Source organism: Citrobacter sp. Cf118 (assembly GCF_030334095.1).
In the GTDB taxonomy this organism is placed as follows: Bacteria; Pseudomonadota; Gammaproteobacteria; order Enterobacterales; family Enterobacteriaceae; genus Citrobacter; species Citrobacter freundii.
Genome location: NZ_JAOWES010000087.1, coordinates 324565 through 341047, shown reverse-complemented (window position 1 = coordinate 341047; position 16483 = coordinate 324565). Strand labels below are relative to the sequence as shown.

The 16483-nt window shown below is 50.6% G+C and carries 14 protein-coding genes; 6 read left to right on the top strand and 8 right to left on the bottom strand.

The features are described 5' to 3' along the window. Window positions 1-46 precede the first annotated feature (46 nt). A complete protein-coding gene (locus OGX67_RS16870; protein ID WP_257651465.1) occupies window positions 47-1075 on the top strand; it encodes a Mal regulon transcriptional regulator MalI in 1029 nt (342 codons plus the stop codon). Between the two features lie 47 nt (window positions 1076-1122). Here OGX67_RS16870 and OGX67_RS16865 read toward each other — a convergent pair whose 3' ends face one another. Beyond that, window positions 1123-2631 carry a YdgA family protein gene (locus tag OGX67_RS16865; RefSeq protein ID WP_257651466.1) on the bottom strand — a complete coding sequence of 503 codons (1509 nt, stop codon included), beginning with the start codon at window positions 2629-2631 and terminating at the stop codon, window positions 1123-1125. Between the two features lie 106 nt (window positions 2632-2737). After that, window positions 2738-3913: a mannose-6-phosphate isomerase gene (gene manA, locus OGX67_RS16860; RefSeq protein WP_071697162.1), complete on the bottom strand. Its 1176-nt coding sequence runs from the start codon at window positions 3911-3913 to the stop codon at window positions 2738-2740. 262 nt (window positions 3914-4175) lie between these two features. Here manA and fumB point away from each other — a divergent pair, with 262 nt between their 5' ends. Both fumB and fumC read left to right on the top strand, forming a co-directional pair. Next, entirely contained in the window at window positions 4176-5822 is a 1647-nt protein-coding gene (gene fumB / locus OGX67_RS16855) for a class I fumarate hydratase (RefSeq protein ID WP_003028969.1), read from the top strand. A gap of 141 nt (window positions 5823-5963) precedes the next feature. Further along, on the top strand, window positions 5964-7367 hold the full coding sequence (gene fumC, locus OGX67_RS16850; protein ID WP_071685531.1) for a class II fumarate hydratase: 1404 nt from the start codon (window positions 5964-5966) through the stop codon (window positions 7365-7367). Here the strand turns inward: fumC and tus are convergent. The 3 genes from tus to OGX67_RS16835 all read right to left on the bottom strand — a co-directional run bounded on the left by tus (window position 7364) and on the right by OGX67_RS16835 (window position 10415). Further along, window positions 7364-8293, bottom strand: a complete 930-nt coding sequence (gene tus / locus OGX67_RS16845; RefSeq protein WP_204583575.1) for a DNA replication terminus site-binding protein — start codon at window positions 8291-8293, stop codon at window positions 7364-7366. The two genes, fumC and tus, sit on opposite strands and share 4 nt — an antisense overlap. A 73-nt stretch (window positions 8294-8366) precedes the next feature. Further along, on the bottom strand, window positions 8367-9668 hold the full coding sequence (gene rstB, locus OGX67_RS16840; RefSeq protein WP_003028962.1) for a two-component system sensor histidine kinase RstB: 1302 nt from the start codon (window positions 9666-9668) through the stop codon (window positions 8367-8369). A gap of 228 nt (window positions 9669-9896) precedes the next feature. Next, the gene (locus OGX67_RS16835) at window positions 9897-10415 is read right to left on the bottom strand and encodes a membrane protein (protein WP_003028960.1); all 519 of its coding nucleotides are present in this window, start codon (window positions 10413-10415) and stop codon (window positions 9897-9899) included. Window positions 10416-10649: 234 nt separating this feature from the next. On the opposite strand from OGX67_RS16835, the gene OGX67_RS16830 reads away from it, so the two are divergent. Next, window positions 10650-10994, top strand: coding sequence for a DUF1294 domain-containing protein (locus tag OGX67_RS16830; protein ID WP_257651490.1), 345 nt, complete (start codon window positions 10650-10652; stop codon window positions 10992-10994). A 25-nt stretch (window positions 10995-11019) separates the two neighbouring features. Here OGX67_RS16830 and OGX67_RS16825 read toward each other — a convergent pair whose 3' ends face one another. Next, window positions 11020-11811 (bottom strand): MBL fold metallo-hydrolase, encoded by a 792-nt coding sequence (locus tag OGX67_RS16825; RefSeq protein WP_003028958.1) that lies wholly within the window; start codon window positions 11809-11811, stop codon window positions 11020-11022. Window positions 11812-12001: 190 nt separating this feature from the next. Here OGX67_RS16825 and OGX67_RS16820 point away from each other — a divergent pair, with 190 nt between their 5' ends. Next, on the top strand, window positions 12002-12844 hold the full coding sequence (locus OGX67_RS16820; protein ID WP_086551179.1) for an aminoglycoside phosphotransferase family protein: 843 nt from the start codon (window positions 12002-12004) through the stop codon (window positions 12842-12844). Window positions 12845-12959: 115 nt separating this feature from the next. Next, entirely contained in the window at window positions 12960-13988 is a 1029-nt protein-coding gene (locus OGX67_RS16815) for a HoxN/HupN/NixA family nickel/cobalt transporter (protein ID WP_032935803.1), read from the top strand. Window positions 13989-14040: 52 nt separating this feature from the next. On the opposite strand, the gene OGX67_RS16810 is transcribed toward OGX67_RS16815, so the two are convergent. Further along, a complete protein-coding gene (locus OGX67_RS16810) occupies window positions 14041-15381 on the bottom strand; it encodes an L-cystine transporter (RefSeq protein ID WP_071667562.1) in 1341 nt (446 codons plus the stop codon). A gap of 246 nt (window positions 15382-15627) precedes the next feature. Beyond that, window positions 15628-16362: a two-component system response regulator RstA gene (rstA, locus tag OGX67_RS16805; protein WP_286526869.1), complete on the bottom strand. Its 735-nt coding sequence runs from the start codon at window positions 16360-16362 to the stop codon at window positions 15628-15630. Between the last annotated feature and the right edge of the window lie 121 nt (window positions 16363-16483).

Here is a 16483-nt window from a genome sequence, read left to right as displayed (position 1 = left end):
GATAAAACGTTTTATCCGTCACGTTATCAGGGAGTTTTCCGTTTTTATGGCTATAGCCAAAAAAATAACCATCCATGATGTTGCGCTGGCCGCGGGCGTTTCGGTCAGTACTGTCTCATTGGTGCTTAGTGGAAAAGGTCGTATTTCATCCGCGACAGGCGAACGCGTGAATGCCGCTATTGAGCAACTCGGATTTGTGCGTAATCGCCAGGCATCGGCGCTGCGTGGCGGGCAGAGCGGGGTAATTGGTTTGATTGTGCGCGATCTTTCTACGCCGTTTTACGCCGAGTTGACGGCGGGTCTGACGGAAGCATTAGAAACGCAGGGGCGCATGGTCTTTTTATTACATGGTGGCAAAGATGGCGAACAGCTCGCGCAGCGTTTCGCTATGTTGCTAAATCAAGGGGTTGATGGTGTGGTGATCGCCGGGGCTGCCGGCAGTAGCGACGACCTACAACAACTGGCCGCCGATAAGGGGATACCGGTGGTGTTTGCGTCTCGGGCAAGCTACCTGGATGATGTCGACACCGTCAGACCTGACAACATGCAGGCTTCGCAATTGCTGGTTGAACATCTTATCCGCCACGGGCATCAGCGAATCGCGTGGTTGGGGGGGCAGAGTTCCTCATTGACTCGCGCAGAGCGTGTCGGCGGCTATTGTACGACGTTGCTAAAGTATGGTTTACCGTTTCATAGCGACTGGGTGCTGGAGTGTTCATCCAGCCAGAAGCAGGCCGCAGAGGAGGTAACCGCGCTGTTACGTCGTAACCCAACGATCAGCGCAGTGGTGTGCTACAACGAAACCATTGCCGTTGGCGCCTGGTTTGGCCTGATGAGAGCAGGGCGTCAGAGTGGTGAAATTGGCGTAGATCGCTATTTCGAACAGCAGATCTCCTTAGCGGGATTTGCCGATGTAGCGGAAAATGCACTGGACGATATCCCCATTATTTGGGCCTGTACGCCTGCGCGTGAAATGGGATATACCCTTGCTGAGCGCATGCTGCAGCGCATTGGGCACGATGATGGTCATTCGCGTAACCTGACGCTTTCCGCCCGTCTGGTGGTGTCCAAATAAAAAAGGCCCGATAAACACACGGTTATCGGGCCTGTTGTCACGCGTATTTACTGTTGCGGGATAGCCGGGGCATCCGGTTCGCCGAGAGAAGGCATACCGAACATGCCAACAAACTCATCCAGCGGCATTTTTTGTCCGTTTAACGTAACCTGTCCGTTTGCGTATTGCAGGCTGGAGCCGATGACGTTGTCCTGCATCGTTGTAATACGGAACATCTGACCCATTGCCGCCAGGCCATTCACCTGTTGCTTCGCAAGATCGGCCGCTTGCTCCTGCTGATAGCCTTCAATTTTGGCGATCTGCGTCATGAACTCAGTCGCCATATCGACCGGAATCGTCAGCTTGGCATCCAGTGATTTGACCGAACGATCCACTTCCTGAGCCAGCGTTTGTGGTTCCTCAGTATTTGTTGTCGGATCTTTTAGCAGCAGTGACAGATTAAATGCGGTTTCACCTTTCGCATTTTTCCAGCTCAGCGGGGCAATGGTGATAACCGGCTCGCCTTTCATCAGTATCGGCAGCGCATTGAAGAAAGCTTCGGTGACTTTTTGCTGATAAAGCTCAGGATTTTGTACCACATCGATCTGCGCCATCAGCGCCTTGGTTTGGGCGCTATACTGCTGACTGAACTGATGCAGGGCTTCACCGTCAATCTGGGCAACTTTCAGCGTCAGCTTACCGCTACCCATATCCTGGCCCTGCAATTTAAGGCTGTTCAGCGTGTAATCCAGCTGGCTGTTGACAGTTTTACCGTCGTTAACCAGATCGGATTTGCCATCGATACCCATGCCTTCAAGAACCGCCAACTCTTTACCCTCGACCGAGATCGATAGTTTTTCGAGTGACAATTTCTGGTCGCCGATGCGCTCACCAAAGCTGGCAATACTGCTGGAACCCTCAGTTTTCAGATTATTGAAAGTCATTTGTACTTTCTGGTCATACTCGTTGACCGCATTGACCACGCCGCTTTGCGCATTGCCTGTCAGCGAGACAGCGTTACCTTCTTTGTCTGCTGTAAACTGGAATTCCCCGCCGCTGAAGGCTACTTTTTCGTCGCCTTTCTCGTAGTTCAGTGGTTTAAGGGAAAGATCGGAACGGGTATCGCCGCCGTAGCTGATACGGGAGTTAATGACAAATGGCGACTCACCCTTGGCAATATCAAACAGCGGTTTGGTAACGTCGTTATTCACTAGCGTCGTTTTCACGGAGGCCATAGCCGGAACCAGATTCAGTGACTTCAGTTGGGCCAGTGGGAAGGGACCGTGATCCACCGTTTCATCCAGCACAATACTTTGCCCCGGTTTCAGCCAGGAATCTGCCTGCCCGGCTATTGGTTTCACCACCAATTGCAGTTGGCTATTGAACACCCCGCGCTGGTAGTTTTGATAACTCAGTTCAATACCCGCCTCAGGGGAGAAACGTTTTAACTGATCGTTTGCCTGCGTCACCATCTCGGCGAGATGCGTTTCAAGTTTCTTACCTGTGTACCAGGCGCCGCCCGTCCAGACGATACCCAGCGCAACCACCACACCCGCAGCTACCAGCGATTTTTTCATTTCGATATCCATAAAATAAAACCAGGCGTTTGAAGACGCCTGGAGGAGTGACATGTCTTTAACTTACTACAGCTTAGCAAGAGTTGTTAAAAATATCAGTATCTTGCTAAAGCTTGTTATAAACCCGGGCTAAACGACCTGCGCCACTGATGTTAACCGGCGATTCATTCGCGCCAATAAAGGCCGATTCACCCGGTCGCAGAACCAGACGTTGCTCGCCTTTGCTCAGTACAGCTTCACCTTCGATGCAGAACAAAATGGCCGCACTTTGCTGGCTGATATCTGCGCCACTGGTAGTAAGCTCATGCAGGGAGAACGCAAAATCGTCAACCGGGATCGGGAAATCCAGTTCGCCATCAGACTTAACCGGCGTGGTCAGTAACTGGTTTGCTGGCTTGGCGACAAACTGCACGTTGGCGACCAGTTCGGGGATATCAATATATTTTGGCGTCAGTCCGGCACGCAGCACGTTGTCCGAGTTAGCCATCACCTCAAGCGCCACACCTTGCAGGTAAGCGTGCGGGGTTTCGGCAAATAAGAACATAGCTTCGCCTGGATTGAGTTTCACCACATTGAGCAGCAGCGGGGAGAAGAGCCCACTGTCGTTCGGGTAGACGTCGGCGATCAGACGGATGGTTTGCCAGGGTTCACCCTGCTGGCTGTTCAGCGCTGATTTCAGGATCGCCAACGCATGGGATTTCTCCTCATCCTGCATATTCAGCAAGCTGGCGAAAAGATAGCTCAGACGTTCTGCACTCGGCTCTTCCAGGAAATGCGCAATAGCCGGATGTGCGGCGGAGACGGGTTGTAACAATGCAACAATGTCAGAGAACTCGCGGAATGCGTTCATCGCCAGGAAAGGCGTCAAAGCAAAAACCAGTTCCGGTTTGTGGTTAGGATCTTTGTAGTTGCGCTCAGCCGCATCCATCGGGATCCCTGCGGCGTTTTCTTTGGCAAATCCAATTTCAGAGTTGTGCTTGTTAGGATGAACCTGAATCGAAAGCGGTTGTGCAGCGCAGAGCACTTTAAACAGGAAGGGCAGCTCACCAAAACGCTGCGCAACGGCATCGCCCAGCAGTGCGGATTTATCGTGCTCGATAACGTCGCGCAGAGCAACCGTCTGTCCGTCAGCGCCCAGAACCTTCGAACTGCTTTTCGGATGCGCACCCATCCACAGCTCAGCCATCGGTTGCTGAGTGGGGTTGGCAATGCCATAGAGTTCCGTTAACGCCGTTTTACTTCCCCAGGCGTAGTTTTGCACTGAGTTGATGAGTTTTTGCATTATCAAGCCCTGTTTCAATGTGGAATTTTCTACGGCTATTAAACCAAGAAACCCTGAGGGAAGTAACCTGCACATGTAAAAAGTCGTACTTGTCTCAGTTTTTGTTAAAAAAATGTGTAGGATATGGAGACTCGCTTTTAATACCCTGAGTGATTCCGGTTGCAGACAGCCCTTCCTTCTACAACCGGATCTGCGGCAGGGAAGCAGGGCAACGGAACATCTGCCCAGAGAATAACCAGACCGAGCAGTAAGTGAGAGCACAATGTCAAACAAACCCTTTCATTATCAGCATCCTTTCCCCCTCAAAAAGGATGATACCGAATACTATCTGCTGACCAGCGACTATGTCTCTGTTGCCGAATTTGAAGGGCAGGAGATTGTTAAAGTCGCGCCACAAGCTTTAACCCTGCTGGCTCGTCAGGCCTTTCATGATGCGTCGTTTATGCTGCGTCCCGCACATCAACAGCAGGTAGCCGATATTCTGCGCGACCCGGAGGCCAGCGAAAACGACAAGTATGTGGCCCTGCAATTTCTGCGTAACTCTGACATCGCGGCAAAAGGCATTTTGCCGACCTGTCAGGACACCGGAACCGCGATTATCGTGGGTAAAAAAGGTCAGCGTGTCTGGACCGGTGGTGGCGATGAGGAGGCGCTGGCTCGAGGCGTCTATAACACCTACATCGAAGACAACCTGCGCTATTCACAAAACGCAGCGCTGGATATGTATAAAGAGGTGAACACCGGCACCAACCTGCCAGCACAGATTGATTTGTATACCGTCGACGGCGATGAATACAAATTCCTGTGTATTGCCAAAGGTGGCGGTTCGGCGAACAAAACCTATCTGTACCAGGAAACCAAAGCGCTGCTCACGCCGGGCAAATTAAAAAATTACCTGGTTGAGAAGATGCGTACGCTGGGTACTGCGGCTTGTCCGCCGTATCACATTGCGTTTGTGATCGGCGGAACGTCAGCGGAAGCTACGCTGAAAACGGTAAAACTGGCTTCGGCTAAATACTACGATGAGCTGCCGACCGAAGGTAACGAGCATGGGCAGGCATTCCGTGATGTGGAGCTGGAAAAAGAGCTGCTGATTGAAGCGCAGAATTTGGGGCTGGGCGCGCAGTTTGGCGGGAAGTACTTCGCGCATGATATCCGCGTGATCCGCCTGCCGCGTCACGGCGCGTCGTGTCCGGTTGGTATGGGCGTCTCTTGTTCTGCTGACCGTAATATCAAAGCCAAAATCAACCGTGAAGGTATCTGGATCGAAAAACTGGAACATAATCCAGGTAAGTACATTCCAGAAGAGTTGCGTCAGGCGGGAGAGGGCGAAGCGGTGCGCGTTGATCTCAATCGTCCGATGAAAGAGATCCTGGCCCAGCTGTCGCAGTATCCGGTCTCTACGCGTTTGTCACTCAACGGTACAATTATTGTTGGCCGTGATATTGCGCATGCGAAACTGAAAGAACGTCTGGATAACGGTGAAAGTTTGCCGCAGTATGTTAAAGATCACCCGATCTATTACGCCGGTCCGGCAAAAACGCCGGAAGGCTACGCCTCTGGTTCGCTTGGCCCAACCACGGCCGGACGTATGGACTCGTATGTTGACCAGCTTCAGGCCGCTGGTGGGAGCATGATTATGCTGGCGAAAGGCAACCGTAGCCAGCAGGTGACCGATGCTTGCCATAAACATGGCGGCTTCTATTTAGGCAGTATTGGCGGCCCTGCCGCGGTGCTGGCCCAGGGCAGTATCAAGAGTCTGGAGTGCGTGGAATACCCGGAACTCGGGATGGAAGCCATCTGGAAAATTGAAGTGGAAGATTTCCCGGCGTTTATCCTGGTGGATGACAAAGGCAATGATTTCTTCCAGCAAATTCAGACGTCGCAGTGCGCACGCTGCGTTAAGTAACGTCAACCGCCCTTCGGGGCGGTTTTTTTTACCGCACGAACCACCAAACGACAGTTTTATCCTCGTTAATACTCATAAGACCAACGCAAGTGGGCAATGTCGAAACATAACCTAATCAACTGTTAATGTAAGGAGCAGGTAATGGTAACGGTACGCCGCGAGAATGATTCAATGGGGGCGATTGATGTTCCTGCCGATAAGCTTTGGGGCGCGCAAACCCAACGTTCACTGGAACATTTTCGTATCTCTACGGAGAAAATGCCGGTCTCGTTGATCCATGCGCTGGCGCTGACGAAACGCGCCGCAGCAAAGGTTAATCAGGATCTTGGGCTGCTGGTGGAGGATAAAGCCAGGGCTATTATGCAGGCTGCAGATGAGGTGTTGGCAGATAAACACCGCGATGAGTTCCCGCTGGCCATCTGGCAAACTGGGTCCGGCACGCAAAGCAATATGAACATGAACGAGGTGTTGGCAAACCGGGCCAGCGAGTTGCTGGGCGGCGTGCGGGGGATGGAGCGAAAAGTACACCCCAACGATGATGTCAATAAAAGCCAAAGCTCGAACGATGTCTTCCCGACCGCAATGCACGTTGCCGCACTGCTGGCGCTGCGTAAATCACTGATCCCTCAATTAAATGTGTTGACCAAAACGCTCAGTGATAAGTCCCACGCTTTCGCCGATATCGTTAAAATTGGTCGTACACATCTGCAAGATGCAACTCCACTTACGCTTGGCCAGGAGATTTCCGGCTGGGTAGCAATGCTAGAACATAACCTCAGACACATTGAAAACAGCTTACCGCACGTGGCGGAGCTGGCGTTGGGGGGAACCGCGGTAGGTACCGGACTGAACACTCATCCCGAATACGCCCGCCGGGTTGCGGATGAACTGCGGGTCATCACCTGTGCGCCGTTCGTTACCGCACCGAATAAATTTGAAGCGCTCGCCACCTGCGATGCCCTGGTTCATGCTCACGGCGCGCTAAAAGGACTGGCAGCGTCGCTGATGAAAATCGCCAACGATGTACGCTGGCTGGCATCCGGTCCACGGTGTGGTATTGGCGAAATTTCAATTCCGGAAAATGAACCGGGCAGCTCGATCATGCCGGGCAAGGTCAATCCAACCCAGTGTGAAGCGCTGACTATGCTTTGCTGCCAGGTGATGGGCAACGATGTCGCCATCAACATGGGCGGGGCGTCAGGTAACTTTGAGCTCAACGTTTACCGACCGATGGTCATCCACAACTTCCTGCAGTCGGTACGCCTGCTGGCGGACGGTATGGAAAGCTTCAATGAACATTGCGCGACGGGGATTGAGCCTAATCGTGAACGAATCGATCAACTGCTCAACGAGTCGCTAATGCTGGTGACCGCGCTCAATACCCATATCGGTTACGATAAAGCGGCTGAAATTGCCAAAAAAGCCCATAAAGAAGGGCTGACCTTAAAAGCCTCCGCTCTGGCGCTGGGATATCTAACCGAAGCGGAGTTCGACAGCTGGGTACGCCCGGAGCTGATGGTTGGCAGCATGCGGCCAGGCAGTTAATCCGCAACGTACAGGTGCAGCCGGGGAATAATCAATCTCAACGGCTGCGCCTGAGGTTTAAAACGATGCTGAACGTTTTCGGCATCGTAATTCAGTAACTCGCCGATATCCGGTACGGTCATACCGTTGTCGTTATTAAGCAAAGCAATCAGTGGCGTCGGGCAGGCATATTGCACCTGTTTTTGCTCTCCTTTGTACCAGACGCGGGCAATAGGCTGCACTTTTACCGGCCTTTTAATCTTCAGGCGGGCCTGCTGCGGTAAGGTGGCGATATCCTGATATTCGCGTTCAAGCTTCGCCTGCCATTCTTCACGTGTCCAGGGATGTACGCTGCGCGGTGACGTCAGGCTTTTTTCCAGTTGCTGCAGTACTTCATCGCGTTTCAGGTTTTTTATGATGTGCTTATTAGCCCAGCCAAATCGTAGGGTGGCAGGATCGCGGACTACGGTTAGCGTGCGATAGGCATTCAGAGTAATCAGCCCTGGCAGATGACGATGCACCCATTCGAAACGTGCTGCCGGCGCCAGCCCTGATTCCACTGTAACAATGCGCTCGAAGGTGGTTTTCAACTGGTTTATACGCTGGATTTGTTCTTCCAGAGTACATTGCGCCGCGTTATCAACCTGATAGCACAATACACCCGGTAGGCGGACGGCCGCTTTGCTGCTGCGGTTTTCGGACTGCTGCTGAATAAACAGGTGACGGTAATGGAGCAGTGCCAGCGCTTCAGCCTCTTTGCCTAAATGCTGCTTAACATTAATGCTCTGCAGAGGGGCATGCTCTGCCTCTTTAGCCACTTCCGGTAACGAGAATACGCGCGCAATCAGCAGCGTCTGCTGCAACAGGTTTTCGTTCAAAAGTGCCAGTTCTTGTTCCATCTGGCGAAAGGTGCCGTTCAGGCGGTCAACAAGATCGTAACGGGCCATAGGTTTACCATTTTAGTTACAACATACTTTTTTATAGCACAACCTCCACCGCCTGACCACCGAGCAGAAAAGGTCAGGCAGCTGAGATTTCGGGAATGTTATGCCAGACGGGCCAACGGAAAGTAAACCGGGCGCCGCCAAGTTCACTTTCATCACAGACGACCGTCCCCCCCATAGCCAAAGCAATTGAGTGGACGATGGCTAACCCAAGCCCACAACCCCCGGTTGCCCGGTCACGGCTGGGGTCAAGGCGTACAAACGGTTCAAAAACCTGTTCGCGAGCGTCTGGTGCAATACCGGGACCGTCGTCTTCCACTACCAGCGTGGCTTGATTGCCGTTCAGCAGCAGACTGGCTTGCACTGTAGACTGGCAATAGCGCAGGGCATTGTTCAGCAAATTATCCAGGACCCGCTCCATCAGGCGCATATCCAACGCGCCGTAGTCGCCAGTTTCGAGATGACGTAAGTGCACCGTACGGCCAGGATTCACGCTTTGCACATCCTCCAGATGGGTTGTCAACCAAACAGGCAGGTCAGGTACGCTGAGCTTCAGTTCATTTTGCGGGCGATCCAGGCGGGCGTAGGTCAGTAACTCTTCGATCAACGCTTCCAGTTGGCCGATATCACGATTAAGCGCCTGAGATTCCTGCCCGGTGAGGTTATCACTCATTTCCAGCCGGTAACGTAAACGTACCAGCGGAGTACGAAGCTCATGGGCAATACCATCGATGAGCTGTTTTTTACTGGCGATCAGCGCATTGATATTGTCGGCCATTTGGTTAAACGCTACGCCCAGGCGTTCAAAGCTGGAACCGTTGTCAAAATGAAGGCGTTCACTCAGATGTCCTTCACCAAAACGTTGTGCGGCGGATTCGAGTCTTAGCATTTCTTGCCAGTGTGGACGCATCCAGATCAGTACCGGGAAGGCCAGTGAGATAGCAATAAACGCCATCAGCGCGATGTCCAGCAGGCGCATTTGATGAAGAAAATAGAGGTAAGGAACCGGGCCGACTGCCAGCACATAATGGCTGCGAGGAATGCGTTGAATAAAGGTGTATTGATCGTCAAGAGCCACAATATCGCCTTCGCGCAAACGCTGCATGGTTGGGGCATCCAGTGTGTACTTATTCAGCGGTTCAACACGCAGGTCAAATGAGAGGTTTAAGTCCATCTCCTTCAGCGTCTTACCCCAATCGCGTGGCGGGATTTCGCGTAGTTCACTGCGCATCAGGTACAACGAGCTTTTCATCAAATCGTCGAGCGATTGTCTGCCTGCGCGTTCTGCGGTGAATTTGTATACCAGGCCGACCAACAGGGTCATCACCAAAAAGCAGACAAACAGCAGGAGGTAAAACTGCACAAACAGTTTCTTCATAAAAATCACCGAACGCTCAATAAGTTAGCGAGTTCTCGTGTCCCTCAGGGGAAAAGGGGCACAGCAGTATCCGCCGATGCGTGGGAGCAGAAAGGTTATCTGATCACCATCTGGCGTGTTTATCCAGGCAGAGTACACTGTATAACTCTTTTCTGCATTCTTATGGCCCCTACGGGGGCGAAATGACCTTTCGCTTGATAACGCATTGCTTTGTACGCGGTAAGTTAATCAAAATCGGGATGGTGTTGTTCTGGCGTATGTTACGACCGCACCTAAAAGGTTACTTCGTTTCTCAACATAGATTGTGTTGTTATATTCGTAGTTACCTTCGGGATAGCAAATTCTGATGTTAGTCCCGAGATCCGGATCGTCAACATCAGCCCCCGAACAGCTTTTAGAACTTCCTGTAGAGTAGGTGTATGGAGCGGTATAGGACGAGGGGACACCTGGAATGAACCAGGTTATCGCCATAATTGTGATCACTGAAAACAGCACCATGGCAATGCTGATGCTACCAAATAATTTCAGATAAGTTTGGAAAGGACTTTTTTTCATTATCCCATTACCTACCAGAAATAGGGTGATTAAAAATGACACTGCCAGAGAAATAAGCATGAGGTATTTTGATGTGAGCGGGTAGAGAAAAGTCGCTCTGTATATCGTTACCTTCCACCAGTAAAAAAGAAAAATTGCGCCGAGAGATAATACGGTGACAAAAAACAAATATGGATATGAGTATTTTCTCATCCCTGCGACTCCAGAACAATTTCTCCATTTGGATTTAATAAATTACCATTTGTTCTGAATAATGAAAATGATTCTCTTGTTTGAATTGTTAGGTACGCCGCAGACCAGAGAATTTCCGCTATTTCTGGGGATATAGGCATAAAAATAAAAGGGGTATTCTCACCCATGGCAGGGATGACTGACCTTGCGTATAATGGGTGACGAAACTTCCTGAAAAGTGCTGTGACTGAAAATATGAATCTCAATCGCTGTTGTTATTCGCTACTCATTTTTGCAGCGATCGGCTGCATTTTCACCGCTCACCCTCTTGTCATATGGTTTCTACTCGCCAACATACTGACGTTGCTGTTATACGGCGTGGACAAAATGGCGGCACGCAAGTACTGGCGTAGAGTGCCGGAATCCACATTGCTGGTGTTTGGCGTTGTGGGCGGATGGGGTGGCGCGATAGCGGGTCAACAAATCTTTCGCCATAAAACACAAAAGCAGCCTTTCAAAACCTACTTCATTATCAGTGTGATAGTGAGTATTTCTGTGATGGGCGTGGTTTATCAGTTCTATCCATTTTTACCTTCCTGATCTGGTTGGTGAATAAACTGCCGGTTTATCTGAGGCAGGAAATATACTTTTCACCTGAACGCCGCACAATTTCATCGGCATTTTGCGTAATATCTTTTCCTGCAAATGCGCCGTAAAGTTGCTTAAATTTCACTGTACTCAGTCTCTGGGTAATGTTGCTGACCGTTGCAGCTGGCAACGGTAGCATATTAGGGTAGCTCCACATAAAGGAGACGGCATGCGCACCTGGCGTAACCTGGACGATGTCGCCGGAAAGCACCACGCCTTCGTCACGCGCCCAGTGCAGGACGCAGCCTCCAGCAAAGTGTCCGCCGAGACGTATCACCGTGACGTCACGGGTTAACTCAATGGTGTCGCCATCCCAGAATCTAATCCACGGGCTGTCGCGCATTACCCACCTTCTATCGCTGGCATGAAGGTAAATAGGCGCGTTAAATTCTGCAGCCCAGTCCTGCATGGTGGTGTAGTAATGAGGATGCGATATCGCGATAGCCTTAAGCCCGCCAAGGGACGTTATTAGCGTTTTTGTGGCATCGTCGAGCGAGGCAATGCAGTCCCATAAAATATTGCCTTCAGAGGTACGCAGAATAAACGCGCGCTGATCAATTGCAAAATCAGGAACGGTGCGGATGCTGAGGAGAGTACTGTCGTGTTGCTTCCACTTATTTGTATGCGATGCACACAGGGCGGTAAAATCGACCCATTCCTGTCCGCTCGCAGGGACATACTGGCGTTCATCCTGGCAGATATCGCACTGTTCCGGATGGGCACCAGTTACCTCATAGGATGTTCCACAGGTTTTGCATAACGTGATCATCGTGTCCTCCTTATTTACCGAACACAGTCAGCATGGCACACAGATACACAAGGATGTGCCTGTTAGTGCTCAACCCGTTAAGTCAGTGATGACGGCTATGGGAGGTTGTAGCTCAACCAAAAGAAAACAGGAATAATGCCGACACGGATCCTTTTGGTTACCATCTTCCAGAGAAAAATGAGGATATTGTTTGGAAAATCGCCTGTTCAACACCTGGCTCAACCGTTGGGGACTCACTCCAGATGGTGAACCGGTTGAAACACACACATCACAGCTTTTGCCTGTAGTGGTCATCAGGGACGGTCAGAAAGCCATACTTAAAATCACCGACGATGACAGTGAACGGATCGGCTGTGAACTCATGGTCTGGTGGAACGGAAATGGCGCAGCGAAAGTACTTGCTCATGCAGCAGGGGCGATTCTGCTGGAACGTGCGACAGGGACAGGGTCTTTAGCGGACATGTCCCGGACTGGTAACGATGCGCAGGCTTGTCGCATTATTTGCCATGCTGCCAGTAGACTCCATTTCTCCCGGAATGCGTCTACGCCAGCGTTAACACCTCTACACCATTGGTTTAGCGATCTGGCTCCTGCCGCGAAAAAGCATGGCGGTATCCTGACGCGTTGTGCAGTGGTGGCAAATGTACTGCTATCTTCACCCCATGATGAAGTCGTATTACACGGTGACCTACACCACGGCAATATTCTTGATTTCGGAACGAGAGGATGGCTGGCTATCGATCCCAAAGGGCTGCTGGGCGAGCGTGGCTTTGATTACGCCAATATTTTTACTAACCCTGATCTTGCCGAACCCACCAGACCTGTTGCCATTGAGCCGGAAACATTCACACAACGAGTCAACATTGTGTCTGAAATCGCAAGAATTGAACGGCAACGTTTGCTGATGTGGATTGTTGCCTGGTGTGGGTTGTCGTCCGTCTGGTTTCTGCAAGAGGGGGACAGCGCAACGGTACCTCTGCGTATTGCGGAGCTAGCGATGGCGGAACTTGCTTCAGGTGATAATCAACTTTGATCTACGACACTGGGTTAGTAATTCTTAAGAGTTATCATTAGCCTGATAAACGTTATATTAATTAATCAGTGAGTGGTGGTGTGTTGTTTAGCTCAAATTTAATTGGCGGGAAACAATGAACGCATTGTTTTCATTATTTAAAAAACGCCCGAATATTCTTTTGTTGATGGTCTTACTCATCGGGGCAAACATCGTGGCGTGGCTGTGGGCTTTCACCGCGTTTAGCAACAACACGTCATTGCTTGCACTGAGTCTGATTGCGTGGTGCTACGGTTTACGCCATGCTGTCGATGCCGATCATATCGCCGCGATAGACAGCGCTACACGTAAACTCATGCAGCAGAAAAAACGCGCCCTGACGACGGGAGCCTGGTTTTCTTTGGGGCACTCCACCATTGTGGTACTGGCAAGCATTGGCATTGCACTGACCACCAGCGTGTTTAAGCAACATATGGCATGGTTTCAGAATGTCGGCGGTCTGATAGGAACTTCGGTTTCTGCCGCGTTTTTGCTGATTCTGGCTACCATTAATCTCATTATTTTCTGCCAGGTCTGGAAGGCATTCCGCCATCTTAAACGCACCGGTACTTACGATGGCACCACGGAAGACATTACAGTTTCAGGTCCTCTGAACTGGCTTTTCCGCTCAGCGTTTCGGTTGGTAGGCAAAGACTGGCATATGTATTTTGTCGGTTTTCTTTTTGGTCTGGGTTTTGATACCGCCACTGAAATTTCTTTGCTGGGAATTTCTGCTTCAAGCGCGTCCAGTGGCATGTCTGTTTGGTCAATTCTCGTGTTCCCGGCGCTGTTTACCTGCGGTATGGCGTTAATTGATTGTCTCGACAGTATTCTGATGGTTGAGGCCTACGGATGGGCGTTCAATAAGCCGCAACGCAAGCTCTATTACAATATGACCATTACCGGGACTTCCGTGATTGTAGCGCTATTTATTGGCGGACTGGAGGCGCTGGGGCTTCTCTCTGACGCGTTTTCGCTTCAGGGTGGTTTGTGGGATACCGTCAGCAATTTAAGTGACCATATGGGGAATGTCGGTTTTGCGATTATTGGCGTCTTTATCGGCTGCTGGATTATCTCTGCCGTAAATTACCGTTGGAAAAAATACGACGGGCTGACGTTTAGTTGACACAAAAGAAAGCCTTCCAGCAATAGGAAGGCTTTGATCTTTTTAGGACTGACTAATTCGCGTTCACGGGTTGTGGTTTTTCAGCACTCTTTTTCAGGAGCCTGTTAGCCAGCACGCCAGACATCATCGAACCGTTCACGTTTAATGCCGTTCTGGCCATATCGACGACAGGCTCGATAGCAATGAAAATCCCCACCAGCGCGACCGGGAAGTTCAGTGTTGAAAGGACGATCAGCGCAGCAAATGTTCCGCCACCGCCTACACCCGCCACCCCAATAGAACCCAGCGCAATCGCAGGTAGCATGGCGAGCAAAAAATGTACTGATAGCGGATCAATCCCAATTGTTGGAGCAATCATCGCCACCATAATAGCCGGATAGATCCCGGCACAGCCATTTTGACCCATGCTGGAGCCGAATGAAGCCGCAATATTGGCAATGGTGTTTTGCACGCCAAATTTTTCTTGTGCGGAAATAGCCAGTGGAATAGATGCTGCACTGCTGCGTGAAACAAATGCAAAGGTTAAAACTGGCCAGACAGTTTTAAAATAGTGAACGGGATTATTACCGCTCAGAACCAGTATCAGTGCGTGGACGATAAACATCATCAGAATCGCAAGGTAACAGGCAGCAATAAAGCCTAACAGACTGGCAAATTGTTCAAATCGATACGCGGAAAATACGCCTGCCATTAATGCCATCACACCATAAGGGGTGAGAGCAATAACGATACGCACCATTTTCATCACCCAAATCTGGATAGCGTTAATGCCAGCACTTAATTTTTCACCTTCTTGCGGGGCGTCCTGTTTGACCTTTAATAATGCCACGCCGGCAAGTAGGGTGAAAATAACAATGCCAATGACGGAAACGCTTCTGGCCCCTGTTAGATCGAGGAAGATATTCGTTGGGATCAGAGATGTCACCAGTTTAGGCAGTGAAATGGCGGCTGTTTTATTTACATCGTCTGGCGTCAGCGTGGACTGCATATGAACAAACGCACTGGCGTCCAGGCCTAATACATGCGCAGTCAACAGCCCAATAAAACCGGCAATCATTACCAGACAGAGCATGCATCCGACGATGGTTAACGACATTTTCCCAATGCCTGCGCTGTTTTCGAGCTTATTAATGGCTGAGAGAATAGAGATGAAAATCAGCGGTACCGCAACCAGCTTCAGTAAATTCACATAGCCGTTGCCAATAACATTGTACCAGTCGATAACTGTTTTTCTTTCGTCAGCAGCAATGAGATGCAGGGATAAACCGATAACGGCACCCGTAAAAATAGCGATGAAGACGCTTTTTGAAAGAGAGTGACTTTTTTGGTTGATTCTGAAAATTGCCCATGAACAAACCAAAAAGAACGCGATATACGCGAGCGAAACGAACATATTGTAGCCTCTTGCCTCATTCAGCACCTGAAATGCCGGAAAGAGTTTTGTTAGTGCGAAAAAAAATGATGAACCATACGGGTTCAGGACCGCGACGGATTATAGGGAGGGGGGAGGGTAACAGCCACACAAAAAGTGTGGAACGGCGTCGGATGGCGTTTGTATGCTTGTTCTGTAGACGATTTTAAGTGACAGTGTAACGTATTGTGAATAATCCAACCGATCAATGAGATCGGCCCGATGGCATTACTTCTGTGGCTCGTCGTCCCAGGCGTGAGGTGCAAAGAGATAACCTTTGTTGCGCACTGTTTTGATTCGATAAGGTTCAGTCGCGTTATCGAGCAGTTTTTTGCGTAACCGGGAAATCGCGACATCTACGCTGCGATCCATGCCGTCATAGCTTACGCCGCGCAGGTTCTTCAGCAACGCATCGCGGCCCATAATCTGCCCGGCATGGGTTGCCAACTCCCACAGTAATTCAAAATCAGCGGTGGAAAGAGAAACTTGCTCGCCGCCGAGCAGCACGGAGCGGTTGGTTGGGTCGATAGTGAGTGTGCCGAAGCGCAGCGTTGTGTGCGGTGTGATGGTCGCCGATTGAATGCCTTTAGACTGGGCAGAGTGCTCATTCTGACGCAGGTGCAGACGCAGGCGAGCCAGCAGCACCGCTGGCGGCGTGGTTTTCAGAATATAGTCACAGGCGCCCATTTCCAGTGCCAGGATATGGTTCATGTCGCTGTCCAGCGAGGTGAGCAGGACAATCGGGCCTTGCCAGCGTCCGCGTAAATCTCGGCAGATAGTCATCCCGTCTTTGCCCGGCAGCATGATATCTAATAACACCAGATCGGGTTGAACGTGCAGGATTTTCTCCTCGGCCAAATCACCACGAGGTTCAAGGATAACCTCAATATCATGCCGGGCCAAATAGGCTGCAATCAGTGAGCCAACTTCGGGATCATCTTCAACAAATACGATGGTGTTCATATCATTAATTTTTGAATATAAAACGCCAACATACACCGCCCTGGTTTTTCCTTCCATTAATCTTTTCTAAACAAGAACGCTTCCGTTATGCTAGGGGCTGATGTTATTGATGTGTTAAGGC